The organism is Dehalococcoidia bacterium (assembly GCA_025054935.1).
GTDB lineage: Bacteria > Chloroflexota > Dehalococcoidia > SpSt-223 > SpSt-223 > JANWZD01.
Map to the genome: position 1 here is coordinate 376,067 of JANWZD010000002.1, position 16,158 is coordinate 392,224.

15 protein-coding genes and 1 pseudogene are annotated in these 16,158 nt (G+C 65.6%); 10 read left to right on the forward strand and 6 right to left on the reverse strand.

Translation table 11 applies throughout. From position 1 onward, the window contains the following. The first annotated feature begins 22 nt into the window (after positions 1–22). From NZ773_04535 to NZ773_04550, 4 genes are read left to right on the forward strand one after another with little or no spacing between them, the layout of a single operon-like run. Positions 23–1,216, forward strand: coding sequence for a CoA transferase (locus NZ773_04535; GenBank protein ID MCS6801194.1), 1,194 nt, complete (start codon positions 23–25; stop codon positions 1,214–1,216). Beyond that, on the forward strand, positions 1,213–1,752 hold the full coding sequence (locus tag NZ773_04540) for a chromate transporter (protein MCS6801195.1): 540 nt from the start codon (positions 1,213–1,215) through the stop codon (positions 1,750–1,752). The genes NZ773_04535 and NZ773_04540 overlap by 4 nt, the downstream gene beginning before the upstream one ends. Further along, positions 1,749–2,270 (forward strand): chromate transporter, encoded by a 522-nt coding sequence (locus tag NZ773_04545; GenBank protein MCS6801196.1) that lies wholly within the window; start codon positions 1,749–1,751, stop codon positions 2,268–2,270. The genes NZ773_04540 and NZ773_04545 overlap by 4 nt, the downstream gene beginning before the upstream one ends. Positions 2,271–2,306: 36 nt before the next feature. Next, positions 2,307–3,407: a beta-galactosidase gene (locus tag NZ773_04550; protein MCS6801197.1), complete on the forward strand. Its 1,101-nt coding sequence runs from the start codon at positions 2,307–2,309 to the stop codon at positions 3,405–3,407. Positions 3,408–3,658: 251 nt separating this feature from the next. Here the strand turns inward: NZ773_04550 and NZ773_04555 are convergent, their stop codons facing one another. Next, on the reverse strand, positions 3,659–4,843 hold the full coding sequence (locus NZ773_04555; GenBank protein MCS6801198.1) for a CoA transferase: 1,185 nt from the start codon (positions 4,841–4,843) through the stop codon (positions 3,659–3,661). A gap of 146 nt (positions 4,844–4,989) precedes the next feature. Between NZ773_04555 and NZ773_04560 the strand changes: the two genes are divergently transcribed. Further along, positions 4,990–6,285 (forward strand): GGDEF domain-containing protein, encoded by a 1,296-nt coding sequence (locus NZ773_04560; GenBank protein MCS6801199.1) that lies wholly within the window; start codon positions 4,990–4,992, stop codon positions 6,283–6,285. A 16-nt stretch (positions 6,286–6,301) separates the two neighbouring features. On the opposite strand, the gene NZ773_04565 is transcribed toward NZ773_04560, so the two are convergent. Both NZ773_04565 and NZ773_04570 read right to left on the reverse strand, forming a co-directional pair. Then, the gene (locus NZ773_04565) at positions 6,302–6,964 is read right to left on the reverse strand and encodes a response regulator transcription factor (protein ID MCS6801200.1); all 663 of its coding nucleotides are present in this window, start codon (positions 6,962–6,964) and stop codon (positions 6,302–6,304) included. A gap of 25 nt (positions 6,965–6,989) precedes the next feature. Next, complete coding sequence (locus NZ773_04570) at positions 6,990–8,396, reverse strand: GAF domain-containing sensor histidine kinase (GenBank protein MCS6801201.1); 1,407 nt, start codon at positions 8,394–8,396, stop codon at positions 6,990–6,992. A gap of 182 nt (positions 8,397–8,578) precedes the next feature. Between NZ773_04570 and NZ773_04575 the strand changes: the two genes are divergently transcribed. Further along, complete coding sequence (locus tag NZ773_04575; protein MCS6801202.1) at positions 8,579–9,007, forward strand: helix-turn-helix domain-containing protein; 429 nt, start codon at positions 8,579–8,581, stop codon at positions 9,005–9,007. A gap of 185 nt (positions 9,008–9,192) precedes the next feature. After that, positions 9,193–10,176, forward strand: a complete 984-nt coding sequence (locus NZ773_04580; GenBank protein MCS6801203.1) for an LLM class flavin-dependent oxidoreductase — start codon at positions 9,193–9,195, stop codon at positions 10,174–10,176. A 3-nt stretch (positions 10,177–10,179) separates the two neighbouring features. Here the strand turns inward: NZ773_04580 and NZ773_04585 are convergent, their stop codons facing one another. The 3 genes and pseudogenes from NZ773_04585 to lipA all read right to left on the reverse strand — a co-directional run bounded on the left by NZ773_04585 (position 10,180) and on the right by lipA (position 12,454). Next, a complete protein-coding gene (locus tag NZ773_04585) occupies positions 10,180–10,923 on the reverse strand; it encodes an enoyl-CoA hydratase/isomerase family protein (protein ID MCS6801204.1) in 744 nt (247 codons plus the stop codon). A gap of 26 nt (positions 10,924–10,949) precedes the next feature. Then, positions 10,950–11,576: pseudogene (gene lipB / locus NZ773_04590) on the reverse strand (lipoyl(octanoyl) transferase LipB). Then, the gene (lipA, locus tag NZ773_04595) at positions 11,573–12,454 is read right to left on the reverse strand and encodes a lipoyl synthase (GenBank protein MCS6801205.1); all 882 of its coding nucleotides are present in this window, start codon (positions 12,452–12,454) and stop codon (positions 11,573–11,575) included. The pseudogene lipB and the gene lipA overlap by 4 nt, the downstream one beginning before the upstream one ends. A gap of 301 nt (positions 12,455–12,755) precedes the next feature. Between lipA and NZ773_04600 the strand changes: the two genes are divergently transcribed. The 3 genes from NZ773_04600 to NZ773_04610 all read left to right on the forward strand — a co-directional run bounded on the left by NZ773_04600 (position 12,756) and on the right by NZ773_04610 (position 16,075). Next, positions 12,756–13,271 carry a hypothetical protein gene (locus NZ773_04600; protein ID MCS6801206.1) on the forward strand — a complete coding sequence of 172 codons (516 nt, stop codon included), beginning with the start codon at positions 12,756–12,758 and terminating at the stop codon, positions 13,269–13,271. Positions 13,272–13,724: 453 nt separating this feature from the next. After that, complete coding sequence (locus NZ773_04605) at positions 13,725–14,498, forward strand: glucose 1-dehydrogenase (protein ID MCS6801207.1); 774 nt, start codon at positions 13,725–13,727, stop codon at positions 14,496–14,498. Between the two features lie 65 nt (positions 14,499–14,563). Further along, positions 14,564–16,075 (forward strand): 4-hydroxybutyryl-CoA dehydratase, encoded by a 1,512-nt coding sequence (locus tag NZ773_04610; GenBank protein MCS6801208.1) that lies wholly within the window; start codon positions 14,564–14,566, stop codon positions 16,073–16,075. The last annotated feature ends 83 nt before the right edge of the window (positions 16,076–16,158 follow it).

Here is a 16,158-nt window from a genome sequence, read left to right on the forward strand (position 1 = left end):
GGTGAACCTTCTGGAGAGAGCGATGGCTGGTCCGCTCGTCGGGGTACGGGTCCTCGATCTCACCTGGGCTCTTTCCGGCCCCTATGCGACGATGATCCTCGCTGACCTTGGCGCAGAAGTAATCAAAGTCGAGCGGCCGCCTGCCGGCGACATCGCCCGGGAAAATGGACCGTTCATCGGCGATGTCTCGTCCTATTTCTTCTCGATCAATCGCGGCAAGCGGTCGATCACGCTCAACCTGAAACATGAGGAAGGCAAGCGCCTCCTGCGGGACCTGGTAAAGCATGTCGATATCCTGACCGAAAATTTCGTCCCCGGAACGATGGATCGCCTCGGGCTCGGCTACGAGGTGCTGAAAGCGGAAAATCCCCGGCTGATCTACGCGGCGACCTCAGGGTTCGGGCAGACTGGTCCGTACCGCCACAAGCCGGCGATGGACGTCATCGTTCAGGGGATCTCGGGCTTGATGAGCATCACCGGACCGGAGGGCGGCCCGCCTGTTCGGGTCGGGACCTCCATCGGCGATATCGCCGCCGGGATGTTCACCGCCATCGGCATCCTCGCCGCGCTGCACGAGCGGGAGCGGAGCGGGCTCGGCCAGATGGTGGATGTCGCCATGCTCGACAGCCAGATTGCCATCCTGGAAAACGCCCTCGTCCGCTACTTTGTCGCCGGAGAGGTGCCGAAGCCGCTCGGAACGCGGCATCCGATCCTGACCCCCTTCCAAGCCTTTCCGACGAAGGACGGCTACATTGTGCTGACGCTGACCGGCGGCGGCGAGAATATCTGGGCACTCTTCTGCGCCAAGATCGGGCTGTACGAGTACATGGACGACCCCCGCTTCCAGACGAACGCCTCCCGCACCGAGCATCATGCCGAGCTGGAGCAGATCGTTTCGGCGGCGCTTCGCGAACGGACAACGGCCGAATGGCTCGCCGAGTTCGAAGAGCTCGGGATCCCCTGCGGCCCTCTGAATACGATTGCCGAGGCAGTCGCCGACCCGCAGGTGCGCGAGCGCGGGATGATCGTTCCTCTTGTGCATCCGCGCGCTGGCGTGATCCCGGTGAGCGGCAGCCCCGTAAAGCTGTCGCGCACGCCAGCCGATGTCAGCCGTCCTGCTCCTGAACTGGGCGCCGACACCGATGCCGTGCTGCGCGAACTGCTCGGGCTGTCCGACGAGGAGATCGCCCGCTTGCGCGCGGTCGGCGCAGTGTGAACGCTCCTCCCTCCCTCGCGGCATTTCTCGGACGGGTTGCGTTCATCGCTGCCACGGCCTTCGGCGGCGGGATGAGCGTGCACTACTACCACCATTTCGTCGAGCGGACAGGATGGCTGCGCCGCGATGAGTTCTTTCAGGACATGACCCTCGCGCAGCTGCTGCCGGGGCCCAACATGGTCAATGTCGTCGCTATCATCGGGCAGCGGCTGTACGGCCCGCGCGGCGCAGCGCTCGCCACGATCGCCGTGCTCCTGCCCGGCACGGTTCTCCTTGTCGCCCTCGGGTCGTTCATTGCCGCAGTCTCGAGCGGCCCGGCGACGCTCCGCGTGCTCGACGCGGTGGCGGCGGCCGCTGCCGGGCTGCTCGCTGCCACGATTGTCCGGCTTGCGCCGAGTGCCAAGGGCGTGCGCGGCAATGTGGGCATCGTCTTCGTCCTCGTCCTTCTGCTTGCAGTGGTTCGCCTGCCCATGGCGCTGGTCCTGCTCGTCGTCGTGCCTGTCGCCATCGTTCTCAATCGGCCGAGGGCACCATGATCGACTTCCTCACGCTCTTCCTCGTCTACCTCAAGCTGGGTGTTCTCGCCATCGGCGGCGCGGCGGCAGTACTGCCGGAGATGTATCGCGAATTTGTCGTCATCCGGGGGTGGATGACCGACGCCGAATTCGCGCACGCCTACGCCGTCGGTCAGCTCGCGCCCGGACCAAACATGCTGATGCAGGTATATGTCGGCTACCAGCTGGGAGGAGTGGGGGGAGTGCTCGCCGCCTTGCTCGGCTTCTTCGCTCCGACCGCCGCCCTTTGCGCGGCGTTCAGCCGCTGGTGGTACGGGCGCGCGGGGTCGGCGTGGACCGCGGCGCTGATGCGCGCCCTCGCGCCAGTCGCGCTCGGGCTGCTCCTCAGCGGCCTCTGGACGGTCGGCCACGCCGCGATCGTCGACCTGAAAACGGCCGCAATCGCGCTCGGCGCGGCCGCGCTGCTGCTTGGATGGCGGGTCAATCCGCTGCTCGTCATGGCGCTCGCTGCCGTTGTGGGCTACATCCTGCCGGGATAACTTGTCGCTCTCCTCACCGGCCGCTACTCTGCCCCCATGCGTCCTCTTGGCGGCATCGCGCTGAGCGCGCTTATCGGAGCGGTTGTCTTCTCTGCAAGCTGGACGGCGACGGACCCAAGCCCGGCGCCGCGGGCGAGCGGTCAGCTGGCGCATCCCCTCCTCGGCGTTCACACTCGGCTGACCGACGAAGTGGAGCCGTGGAAAATCCGGCGCACGATGGAGATGGTGCGGGAAATGGGGGCGCGCTGGGTCGTCGAGTATTTCCCCTGGACGTACATCGAACTGGCCAAGGGACAGTATGACTGGGCGCATGCCGATCTGGTGGTCGATGCGGCGTATGAGCAGGGGCTGACGCTGGTCGCTCGGATCGATCATGTGCCGGCGTGGGCGAGACCGCCGGGCACCACAGACCGCTATATCGACAGCCGCGGCATTCAGGACTACGGCGATTTTCTCGCCGCGTTTGTCCGTCGCTATCGGGATCGCGTCAAGCACTACATCGTCTGGAATGAGCAGAACACGACGATGGAATGGGGCTTTCGCCCGGTCGACCCGGAAGGATACGTTGAACTGCTGAAGGTCGCTTACCGCCGCATTAAGGAGGCGGACCCAGAAGCGATTGTCCTTCCCGGTGCGCTTGCGCCGACGCTTGAGCAGTCTCGCGACGCGCTGGATGACTTGATCTACCTCCAGCGCATGTATGACGCCGGCGCGAAGGCGTATTTCGACATGATGAACATCCATGCCTATGGCTTGCGGAGCCCTCCCGACGACCCGCCCTCGCCCCAGCGGATCAACTTTGCGCGCGCCGCCCTCATCCGCGAGGTGATGGTGCGCAACGGGGACGGCGACAAGCAGGCGTTGATCAGCGAAGCCGGCTGGAACGACCATCCCCGCTGGACAAAGGCAGTTCGCCCCGCGCAGCGGGTCGAGTACACGGTGCGCGCCCTCGAGAAAGCAGAGGCAGAGTGGCCGTGGCTCGTTGGGCTCTGTTTCTGGACGTTCCGGCTTCCTTTTCCGGCGCGGAACTACAACGACTACTACACCTTTGTCGATGCCGAGTTCCGGCCGAAACCTGTCTACAACGCGGTGCGCGCATGGGCGCACCGCTCAGGAGCGCTCGCGGCTGGACCGTAGCAGAGGGGCTGCGGATATCTCCGCCTCCTCGTCCTCGCTGGCCTCCCCTCGCAGGCCGTCCCCTCGCTCCTGCGGCGGGAGGCAGCCCGCTCCGCTTCACCGGGGAATGCGCGCCTGCGCGAGGGCAGCGGCGTGAGGAGCGGGAGAGCCAGCTCTCCCTCGCTCTCGACTGGGCGCGAGCCCCGCGCTTGGTCGCAACAGCGGAACCGCACGTCAAGAGGCATGGTCCGCCGGCGGCTTGCGTCGGCCGCTCAGACCACGCCTTGCTGCCGCAACGCTGCCCGCTCCTCAGAGGAGAAGCCGATCTCGGCGAGGATCTCGTCGGTGTGCTCGCCCAGCGCCGGCACGGGCAGCGCCTGCGCCTCGGCGCCGCGGGCATTGATCGGGTGACGCATCACCTCGATCTCCCCCACGGGAGAGCCGACCGTCGCGAAGCGGTGGCGGGCGCGCAGTTGGGGATGCTCCCACACCCCTGCCAAGTCGTTCACCCGGCCGAAGGGGATATCTGCCTCTTCGAGACGCCGCTCGACCTCTTCGACAGACAGGGCGGCAAAGTAGTGCTCAATGAGCGCCTCGAGCTCCTGCCGGTTCGCGAGACGATGCGCATTCCGGTCGAAGCGAGGATCGCGCGCCAGCTCTGGCCGGCCGAGCACGCCTGCGCAGAACCGCGCCCACTCCCGCTCGTTTTGAATGGCAAGGTTGACAGCGCCGTCAGCGCATCGGTACGGCCCATAGGGCACGATGCCGCTGTGGCGCATGCCTGCCCGTTGGGGCGGCGTTCCGCCGTACTGGGCGAAGTACAGCGGAGCGGACACCCATTCCGCAATCGCATCGATCATCGCTATGTCGAGGACCGTGCCCTCGCCGGTGCGCTCCCGCTCATAGAGCGCGGCGAGGATACCGCTCAGAGCGTACATGCCGGCAGCGATGTCGGCCACGGAGATGCCCGCCTTGGCTGGCTCCGCCGGCGTGCCCGTTACCGCAAGAACGCCCCCCTCGCCCTGAAGGAGCAAGTCGTACGCTTTCCGGTCGCGCAAGGGGCCGTCCGGGCCATACCCCGAGATATTGCAGACGATCAGGCGGGGGTAACGCGCGCGCAGTGCCTCGCCGCCGAGGCCGAGACGTTCGATTGCGCCCGGCGCGAGGTTCTGAATGAACACGTCGGCGCGCGCGATGAGGCGCGCCATGATTTCGGCGGCTTGCGGCATCTTCAGGTCGAGCGTAAGGCTCCGTTTGCCGCGCCCCACCCAAACAAACCACGACGACAGGCCCCGAACTGTGCTGTCGTAGGCGCGCGCGAAATCTCCGCCGTCGGTGCGCTCCACTTTGATGACATCAGCGCCGAGATCGGCGAGATGGCGCGAGGCAAGCGGAGCAGAGATCGCCTGCTCGACAGCGACAACGCGAACGCCGCGCAGCGGCGCATAGCTCGACATGATCGGCTCCGTACAGAGGTGGACGAATCCTAACTGACGGCGCCTCGCGAGAGGGGCCTTCTACAATAGGGGTGAGGCGGGGGCGACAGGACGCAGCGGCAGAGCGCGGCCGGCATCGTTTCGCCTTGGAGGCGGGAGGGCAATCGGTGAACAGATTGCCGTCGTGGCGGGCAGAAAATGACCCGGAGCTTCCCGCCGGCTATCGCGGGCTGGCATTTCCAGAGCCCCTCGAAACCGCCTACCAGCGCTATCTCGACCGCCGTTTCCGCAGCTGGCTCACGGTAGTTGCCGCCGCAATCGTCGTTTCGCTCGTCATTCGCGCATTCACCATCCCGTTTTTCACTCTTCAAGACATTCCGCCGACGGTCGTCGTAGCGGGATTGTCGATCTCGACCTTCGTCCTGTTCGTCGGCTGGAACATCGTCGTCCTCCTGATCGCTCTTCTCGCCTTGATCCATCTCCTGCGCGGCGGCACAGTTCTCTCAACGCAATGGGTGGCGGTCGTTGGCGGGCTGATCCTTGTCCTTTCGTTCCTCGTCGCGCATACGCTCCGCACAACTCCGAGCTATCTCAGCCCGATCGCTATCCCGGTCGTTGTCTTTGTTCTCGTCCTCGGGTTCCGATTGGGGTTCCTCCTCACCGCGAGTTTCATCGGGCTGATCGTGGCCGCCCAAGCAGCGTTCAGCGCGCTCAACACTTTCTCGCCGCTTGTCAACGTCACTGCTCTGTTCATCGTCCTCCCGTATCTTGCGCTCGCGCTGCTGATCGCCTACTTGCTCGAACGCGACGCCCGCAACGATTTCCTCGCCCAGCGCGCGCTCCAGCGCCAGCAACGCGCATTGGCCGAGCATTCGCAGCGCCTTGCGGAAGAAGCGACCACCGACGAACTGACCCAAGTCGCAAACCGTCGAAAGTTCGAAGAGACGATCGCCGCCGAATGGCGGCGCGCCCGGCGCACGGGAGAGCCGCTGTCGCTCGTGATGATTGACATTGACCACTTCAAGCAGCTGAACGACCGCTTCGGTCATCAGCGCGGGGACGAGGTGCTGCTGCTCGTCGCCGAGCGGCTGCGCGCCTTCGCTCAGCGGCCCGGCGATCTCCTTGCGCGGTATGGCGGAGAGGAGTTCGCACTCATTCTGAGCGGCGCCGCGCTGCCAGCCGGACGCGACATCGCAGAACGGCTTCGGAGAGCAGTTGAGGGCTTAGCCATTCCGAACGGTGCCGATCCTCCGGGCGTCGTCACGGTGAGTGCCGGGGTGGCGACCATCTGGCCCCGGCTCGGCGAGGAAGCGGCACTCCTAGTGCAAGCTGCAGATGCCGCCCTCTATCGGGCCAAGCTGCGGGGGCGCAATCGAGTTGAGACCGCTACTCTCGCCGTTCTCCCTCCCGAGCAATCGGAGCTGGAGCGCCCAGAGAGCAGCAGCGCCCGCAGCGACGCCTGAGTCGAGCGAGGGGCAGTCATGTCAGGCTGATAATCCCCCGCTGGATTGCGATGCGCACCGCCTCGGTACGCGTGCTCGCTCTCAGCTTTTGGAGGATGACGCCGACGTGAAATTTCACGGTGCGCTCGGTGATGACGAGACGCTGCGCGATCTCTTTGTTCCGCAGGCCGGCCGCGACCAGTTCGAGCACTTCGATCTCGCGTTCGGTGAGGGGTTCGATATCAGGCTCACGCGTGATCGACTGCACCCGGTCGAGCAGTTTCGTCGCCACCGCCGGGTGAAGGAGGCTCTGCCCTTGGCTGACAAGACGGACAGCGCGAAACAATTCTTCGCGGGGCACGCCCTTAAGCAGATAGCCGCGCGCTCCCGCTTGAATAGCGCTGATAATCCGCTCATCGGTGTCGTATGCGGTCAGCACGAGCACTCGGCTCTCAGGGCAGGTGGAGACAATCCGGCGGATCGCTTCTGCCCCATCGAGGTTCGGCATTTCGAGATCCATCAGCACCACATCAGGTCCGTGCTCGCGGGCGAGAGCGACTGCCGCTTCGCCGTCCGCTGCTTCGGCGACCACGAGAAAGTCCTCCTGCGTGCCGAGCATGCCGGAAAGCCCTTCCCGCACCACGGGATGATCGTCAACGATCAGGATGCGGATCGGTCGGCGGCTGTCAGTGGGGTCCACGAGGCACTCCGTGGGAGGAAATTCGTCACGCCGGCTTGATTGGGACGTACAGTTCGATGGCAGTGCCGTCGCCCGGCGTCGACCGGATGTGAAGCGTTCCTCCCAAAAGATGCGCCCGCTCCTGCATTCCGATCATGCCGAAGTGCCCCTCATTCACTCCCGCCAAGGAGTCGGGGTCAAACCCGACACCATCATCCTCGATGAGAAGCCGCAACCCGTTGCCGTTCAGTTCGATGGAAACGTTGACCTCGCTTGCTTGGGCGTGCCGATTGATATTGTTCAGCGCTTCTTGGACGATCCGGTAGACGCCGTTTTCGATCGCGGGCGCGATTTCGCCTTCGACATTGTGCCGGAAGGAGAAGTAATACCCGTTCTCCTTGCTCGACTGCTCAAGCAGCGCGCGCACTGCATCGGCGAGGCTTCTGCGCGCCAAGGAACGAGAGCGGAGGTTCTGAACGGAACGGCGCGCTTCTTCAAGGTTGAGCCGGGCGAGCCCAAGCGCGCGGGAGATCGCCTCGCGGGCGCGCGCCGGGTCGGTTGGCAGGGCCGCATCAGCAAGCTCAAGCTGCATGGTCAGCGCGCTGAGGCCTTGGGCGATGGTGTCATGAATTTCGCGCGCGAGGCGGTTGCGCTCTTCGGTGACGGCAAGCTCCCGCGTCTGGTCGTAAAGGCGAGCGTTCTCGATTGCAACAGCGATGAGATCGGCGAGGGTCTGCGCGGTGCTCAGATCGGTTTCGTCAAAAGCGTTGACATGACGGCTCTCGATATCAAGCACGCCGAGCACTTGGTCCCCAATCCGGATCGGCACCGCAAGCTCAGCGCGCGTCTCGGCGAGCCAATCGCGGAACAGGTAGCGCGGCTCTTGTTCGACGTCGTTCGCCATCAAGGGCTGGCCACTTCCGGCAACCCAGCCGACAATCCCTTGCTCGCCAACTTTCAGGCGGTGATGCGGCGTCTCCTGCCCGTACTTTCCCGCGGACGCGCGCGCCTCGAGGACGGTCGGGTCATCTCCGATCAGGAAGATATTGACATTCTCGAAGCTGAAGGCTTGGGCGAGCTCAGAAGCGATGAACGGCAGCAGCTCATCGAGGTTGCGGATCTGGACGAGCCGCTGCCCGACGAGGTTGATCGTGCGAAGCTGCTCCGCGCGGTGGTGCAGACGAGCCGTCCGCTCAATGACGAGCGCTTCGAGCCGCTGCCGATCTTCGGTGTCGCCGTTGTCTGCGCTTCCCGCATTCGTCTGAGGCGTGGGCGACGAGACCACAGGCGCCTCAGCCGTGCGCGGTTTTCGCGCGAACAGCACAAGCAGGCCCGCAACGCTAAGAAAGCAGAGCGCCGCCCGCGACCAGCGGGAACGCCAGCGTGACGACGCGATAAGCGACGTGAGGAAACCGCTCCAGAAAGCGAGGATCATCAGCATCGGGTCTCGCATCGACCGGCCCCTCTCCCTCGCGAAGATTGACACTGCTGTCGATTATGCCGTTGCTCCGCAATGCCGGCAATGTCGGCAGCATTGCCTCTTCCTCCGCTACGCTGCCCCTGCCCGGGCTGCCGGCAAGCGCGTTGCCGCTGCCGCCCTCCAAGAATCCCCCGAAGCGGCTTTATAATCAAGCGATGTCCCCGTCCGACGACCCTGCGCTTGCCCCGGATGAGTCCTCCGAACTCGCTCCCGAGGCGTCTTCTCACCATCGGGCGTCTGCGGGCGAGAGCCACCCCTCGCGCCCTCGCCACCACAGGACAGGCAAGCTTCGCGTAGGCGACATTCGTCGTCGGATTGCGTACGAACGCCGAGAAGCGCTTGACACGCGGGAGCCGCTCGCCATCCGGTTTGCGGGCGAACGGTACGAAGTGCTGTCGGAAGTGCTCGCGGACTACAGTGATGACGCCCGGATCGACCCTTGGGCAGTCACCGTGGGGGTGAGCCAGGCCGCAAAGATGCTGGGGTTCAACGTTCGCGAGGTCCGCTCGCTCATCCGCTTGGGACGTCTTCCCGCGCGCAAGCAGAAGAATGAGTGGCGAATTCCCCTTGACGCCGTGCTCTGAACTGCCGCCGGCAGCGGTCGGACGCAGGGAGAGTATTTCGTGCTGCGCGTCCGCCCGTTCCCACCCGAGAAACGCGCAGGAACGGCGCCAGGGTGGGAGGGCAAACAGCCGCGCCGCCTGACGCTGTCGGTGAGAGCAGCGGAGGGGGTGGGCGGTTTGCGCCGAGAGAAGCGACGGAGAGCGGGATGCCCGCAATTGAGATTGGTCTCAATGAAGACTCGCTTCCCCTTCTCGAGACGCTCGCTATCGCGCGCGAGGCGCAGCGCCTCGGCTTTAGCGGGTTGTGGACGCCGGAAAACCGCGAACGGAGCGGCTTTGTCGCCTGCGCGTTCTGGGGCAGCCATATCCCCGACCTCCGCGTTGGCATCGGCGTCCTCCCCGCGCGAGCTCGCTCGCCGCACAGCATTGCGCTCGATGCCTTGACCGTTCAGGAGGTGACCGGCGGGCGTTTCACGCTCGGTCTCGGCGCTGCAGGCGGGGGACCGGCTTGGGGAACGCCAGCTGACCGCCCGATTGCGGCGATGACCGACTACGTGCGCACCGTTCGCGCCCTCGTCGCGGGCAAGCGGGTGTTCTATCAGGGGAAGACGATCCAGCTCGCGGGAGATGAGATCGTCATGCCGGGCGTTCCGCCGGTTCCGGTCTTTCTTGGGGCGCTGGGACCGCAGATGCTGGCCGTCGCGGGACGCTGGGCTGACGGCGTTCTTCTGAACTGGGCCAATGAAGCCCGAGTGCAATTCGCGCGTGAGACGGTGGCGCGCGCGGCGAGCGCAGTCGGACGCGACCCCTCCTCGGTCACCATCGCCGGCTACATCCGCGTCAGCGTCGACGACGACGAGGAGCGGGCGCGCCAAGCAGTCGCAAGGCAGACACTCAAGTTCTGGCGCATGCCGCACTACCGAGCGCAGTGGGAAGCGATGGGGTTCGGAGAGGCACGCCGCAAGGCGGAGGAGATCCTTGCGAGCGACGACCCGTTCACGGCCGCCGCCAGCCTGCCCGACAGCTTTCTGCGGTCGGTATCAGCGTACGGCACGCCGGCGGCGGCGGCGCGCCGCTTCGCCGAGCTCGCCGCGGGACTAGATATCGCAATCGCTCGTATTGTTCCGGCGCGGCCAGGCCGGGATGGGGTGCTCGCCGTGCTCGACGCGCTGGCGCCCGCCCGCCAGTGACGGTCAGGCGCTGCGCCAGCGAGGAGGCCGTTTTTCTCGGAACGCGGCGATCCCCTCGCGGCGGTCCTCCGTCGCTTCGAGCAGGACGTACAAGTCTCCCTCCACCTCAAGGGCATGGGCAAGGGGGAGGTCGAGACCGCGCTGGATCGCTTCCTTGGCATAGCGGACGGCGAGCGGCGCTTGGCGCGCCATCGTCGCGGCGAGCGCGCCTGCGCTCGCTTCAAGCGCATCGTTGGCCACGATCCGGTTGAGCAGTCCGGCTGCCGCAGCGCGGGCAGCGTCGATCGGCTCGCCGGTCAGCACCATTTCGCTGGCGAGCCCCGGGCCGACCAAGCGGGAGAGCCGCTGGGTTCCCCCCCAGCTCGGAATTCGCCCCACGGTCACTTCCGGAAAGCCGAGCTGGCAGTCGGGCGTTCCAATGCGGACATCGCAGGCGAGGGCAAGTTCCAGCCCCCCGCCGAGCGCGTAGCCGCGAATTGCGGCGACTGTCGGCCAGGGAGCGGCAGCAAGACGCTCCACATGCTCCCCGGGGAAGCCCTCGGGCGACTCCTCTAGGTCGAGACCAGAAGAGAAGGACGGTCCCTCCCCGATCACCACGAGGGCGCGAAGAACGTTTTCCTCCACGAGCGTGTCGAGGAGCGTCACCATCTCCCCGGCAAGGAGCGCATTCTGCGCATTGTGCTTTTCGGGACGCGCCAGCCAAAGCCAGCCGACGTCCTCGCGGACCTCAAAGCGCAGCGTCCGCATCAGGGAGCGGCTCCGAAAATGCGTTCCGCGTGGCGCACGACAAGCGGCTTCACCGCATCGATCTCGACAGTGACGCCGAGCTCCTGACTGATCGAGGTCACGCCCCGATCGCGAATGCCGCAGGGAATGATGAGCGCGAACCCGGAGAGATCCGGTCCGACGTTGAGCGCGAAGCCGTGGCTTGTCACCCAACGCGACACCTTGATCCCAATTGCGGCGATTTTCCGCTCCCCGACCCAGACGCCGGTTCGCCCGTGGACCCGCTCGCCGCGGATGCCAAGCTCAGCGAGGGTGTCGATCAACAACTGTTCGAGGTCACGCAGATAGCGATGAAGGTCACGGCCGCGCGGAGCGAGGTCGAGGATGGGATATCCCACCAACTGGCCGGGACCGTGGTAGGTGACATCGCCGCCGCGGTCGGTCGCATAGAGAGCGACGCCCCGCCGAGCAAGCTCACTCTCCGGCAGCAGCACATGCTCGCGGCGCGCTCCCCGCCCGAGCGTGATCGTGGGAGGATGCTCGACGAGGAGCAGCGTATCCTCTCCGCGGCCGGCCGCCCGCTCGGCAGCGAGGGCGCGCTGGTGCAGAAGGGCGGCGGCGTATTCAAGCTGGCCCAAATCGACAACGCGGAGCGCGCTTGTGGCAACCGTCATCGTGAGGGCAGGAGGTCGGCGCGCTGCGCTTGTTCGTGGGCATGGTACGAACTGCGGACAAGCGGCCCAGACTCGCAGTGCGCAAAGCCGAGTGAAAGCGCGTATTCCTTCAGCTCAGCAAACTCATCGGGGTGAACATACCGGTCGACAGGAAGATGCTGGGGGGACGGGCGGAGATACTGGCCGATGGTGACAATGTCAACGCCGACAGCGCGGAGATCCCGCAGCGTCTGCCGAACTTCTTCGATCGTTTCGCCCAGCCCCACCATCAGCCCTGACTTTGTCGGCACGCTCGGCGCGATCTCCTTGCTCCGAGCGAGCAGCTGGAGCGAGCGCGCGTAGCGTCCGCCCGGCCGTGCCCGCTTGAAAAGCCGGGGCACCGTCTCGATGTTGTGGTTGAGGATGTCCGGCAGCTCTTCGAGAACAGTGGCCAGCGCCTCGGCAGAGCCTTTGAAGTCCGGGATGAGCAGTTCGATCGTGCAGCCGGGATTAAGCGCTCGAATCCGGCGCACAGTCGCGGCGAAGAGAGAAGCCCCGCCGTCCGGGAGATCGTCGCGCTGGACCGACGTGATGACCGCGTGACGCAATCCCATCTTCTTCACCGCGAGAGCGACACGCTGGGGCTCAAAGAGGTCGAGCCCTTGCGGCAGGCCCGTCTCGACAGCACAGTAGGCGCAGGCGCGCGTGCAGACCCGCCCGAGGATCATGAACGTCGCGGTGCGGTGGCCCCAGCACTCGCCGATGTTCGGACAGTGCGCCTCTTCACAGACCGTGTGAAGGTCCAAGTCTCGCATCAGCTGTTTCAGCTCTCGGAAGTTCTCGCCAGCGCCGATCCGCACCTTCAGCCACGCCGGCCTTCGGACGAGCGGTGCCTCCATCGCAGCTCCTTCACCCGGTCGATGCTGAAATTCTACCCTACCTTCTCTCCTGCAGCCGGACTGACCGCCCGACCTTCAGCCCCTTCCGCTCTGCTCTAAGGACTCTCTGGTGAGCGAGCGCGGCTGCGGCAGGCCGCCCCGACAGCGTGAAGGAGACAGCCGAGCAGCCTGATCGATCGTCCAGGGTGATACTCGACCGATGACCAGTCCGGCCATCCGACAGGGGACGCCACACTCCCCCCTGAACGCGTGCTTTAGCGTCTCCATCCGAACGTCAACTGCCGTCGATTGGAGGTCTGTCATGAACACGCTTGGACGCGGTTTTCGCCTTCTTGCCGTTGTCATCGCCCTCATCGCCGTTCCAACCGTGCACGCGGCGGGGGAAGAGGCGCTCCAGTGGGCTCCGCCGCTGGCAGCGCTTGAGCAGGACGCTTCGGCCGCGAGGGTGTGGCCGGGCTGCATTCCCGGCCAGCCAGTGCGCCCAAGCGCTGCGGTCGGGCTCGACGCCGAGGATCCTGCAGCGCCCAAGGCTGTCGAGATAGAGCCGGCGCAGCCAATTGACGGCGCGCCGCGCGCGCTCGGCACTCCTCGTGGAGGGAGGGAGAGCGCAATCATCTGCAGCCCTACCGGAGAATTCCCGTATCCGGTCGACCCATACGCGTACTGGCCGGATTTTGAACTGCTGCGCGGCCGCGTTGAGGAGCGCATCCGCCCCATCATCTCGCCTCTTCTCCGCCTTGGAAAGGTGGACGAGCAGGGAGCTGAAGAGATCGTCACCGAAGGGCCGATCGCGGTTGGTCCGGAAGAGGACGAATAGCATCCCCCCTCGGCGACCTGAGACGCGGGCAGCCGGCACGCCGTCCGGCTCTCCCGAGCTGGGGGCAGATCCGCATCGACATCCCAACGAAGCAGGATAATGGGGGAGGGCATCTCCCTCCCCCATCGCCGTTCCCGCCGCTCTCGTCAGGCTGCACGCGCGCTCGATTTCCCCTGCGTATTCCAACGCTGCGCCGCCGAGCACCGCACTTTCGATCGGGCTCGGACCGCCGGGCGGCGCCTGTCGGCACGCCGGCTGCCGATTGCCGCCCGTGCCGCTCACGGCGCGGGGAGCGGCGGAGCCTCCTGCCTGCAGAGAGCCCAGGGGCAGGAGGAGCACGCCGCCAGCACGCAGTTGGACTCCCCGGCTGGGCTCGGTGATACTCTATTCTCCGGTCTCGCATGATCGTGTCGTGCTTGGAACCGCAACCGACCCGCGTCTGAGGAGAGAACGATGGCCCTGCTTGAGGGAAAAACGGCGCTGGTGACTGGAGGGGCGAGCGGCATCGGCCGCGCCATCGTCGAGCGCATCGTCCAAGAAGGCGGCAACGCCGCGATCGCGGATATCGACGATGAGAAAGCGAACGACCTGCAGCGGGCGCTTGGCAACCGCACGATCGCGCTGCGGGTCGATGTGACGGATGCCGCCGCCGTTGCGGACGCGGTCCGCCGAACTGTCGACGCATTCGGGGCGCTTGACATCATGGTGAACAATGCGGCGATCATGCTTGTGTCGCCGGCGATCGACATCACTCCCGAGCAGTGGCGGCGCGTCATCGATGTCAATCTGACGGGCGTGTTCCTTGGAGCACAGGCAGCGGCGCGCCAGATGATTGCCCAAGGACGCGGGGGGGTGATCATCAACGCATCGTCTGGAGCGGGACGCCGCGGCTCGGCATATTTTTCTGCCTACTGTGCTTCTAAAGCCGGCATTATTTCGCTCACCCAGTCGCTCGCGATCGAACTGGCGCCGCACAAAATCCGGGTCAACTGCTACACGCCCGGACACATCATGACCCCCTTCTGGGACACAATCGCTGAGGGCTATGCTCGGGTGACGAACAGCACCCGGGAGGAGGTGATCGAGCGGTTCCGGAAGTCGGTGCCGTGGGGCCGGTTCGGCAGGCCGGAAGAGGTGGCGAGCGCGGTTGTCTGGCTTGCGAGCGATGAGGCGGAGTATGTCAGCGGCCAAGCAATCGCGATGAACGGCGCCGAACTTCCTTGGTAGCCCGAGGGAGGGGTATGCTCGGCAGCTCGGGAGGGTGAACGATGACAATGCAAATGCGCGGGTCGATGAGTGCCGATATCGCCTCGCTCTGGTCGAAGCCGCGCCGGCCGACCCCGATCGTGACGGGGGAGGACTACCGCGAGTCGCTGCGGGGGCGGAAACTGCGGGTCTACCTGTTTGGGGAGCGGATCGAGGAGCCGGTCGATCACCCGTTGATCCGGCCCTCTATTAACGCGGTCGCTGCGACCTACGACCTTGCCCTTGCTCAGCCGGAACTGGCAACCGCTTGGTCGTCGATTGCGGGCCGGCGGGTAAACCGCTTTCTTCAGATCGCCGAGAGCGTTGAGGATGTCGTCGCCCAGAACAAAATGCAGCGGCGGCTCGGCCAGCTGACCGGCACCTGTTTTCAGCGCTGCGTGGGCATGGACGCGTTCAACGCCCTGTATTCGGTCACCTATGAGTGCGATCAAGCGCACGGCACGGAGTATCATCAACGGCTGCGCGAGTTCATCCGCTACTGTCAGGAGGAAAACCTCGTCGTCGGCGGGGCAATGACCGACCCGAAAGGCGACCGCAGCAAGGGACCGAGTGAGCAGGAAGATCCCGACCTCTTTGTTCGGGTGGTCGAACGCCGCGACGATGGCGTGGTGATCCGGGGCGCGAAGATGCACCAGACGGGGTGTATCAACTCGCACTGGATCGTCGTGATGCCGACAATGCGCCTTCGCCCGGAAGACCGCGACTACGCTGTTGTCGCTGCGATCCCCGTGGAGCACCCGGGCCTCACCTTCATCTACGGCCGTCAATCATGCGACACCCGCGCTCTCGAAGGCGGCGCGATCGATCAAGGCAACGCCCAGTTCTCGGGACAGGAAGCGATGATCGTCATTGACGATGTCTTCGTGCCCTGGGACTTCGTCTTCCTCAACGGGGAAACCGAGTGGGCAGCGCCGCTTGTCGAACGGTTTACGGCCTTCCATCGCCGCAGCTACGTCTGCAAGACCGGCCTCGGCGATGTCTTGATTGGCGCAGCCGCCCAGATCGCCGAGTACAACGGGGTCGCCAACGCCTCGCACATCCGGGAAAAACTGGTCGAGATGGCGCACCTGAACGAGACGATTTACGGGGCGGGTATCGCTTCGTCATACGAGTCGAAGCCGACCGCGGCGGGAAATTACCAGAATGACGACCTGCTGGCGAATGTCTGCAAGCACAACGTCACCCGTTTTCCTTATGAACTGGCGCGCCTCGCCCAGGACCTCGCCGGCGGGCTGGTTGCCACCCTGCCGTCGGAGCGCGACTTCGCTAATCCGGAGACTGGCCCGCTCCTGCGGAAGTATCTCAAGGGGCGCCCCGGGGTCGCCGTGGAGGACCGGGTCCGGATCTTGCGCCTGATCGAAAATATGACGCTCGGCCGGAATGCTGTCGGCTACTTGACCGAGTCGCTGCACGGCGCGGGGTCGCCGCAGGCGCAGCGGATTCAGATCCAGCGCGCGCTCAATCTCGAGGAAAAGAAAGCGCTGGCGCGGCGCCTTGCCGGCATCGAGGACAGCGCCGAGCACCAGCCGGGAACATAGCGCTCCGCGTGCAGGACTGCCGCGCTCGGAAAGCACCGCGAGCGCGGCGGCCGTTGTCCCGCAGTGGGCTGCCGACAGACGTT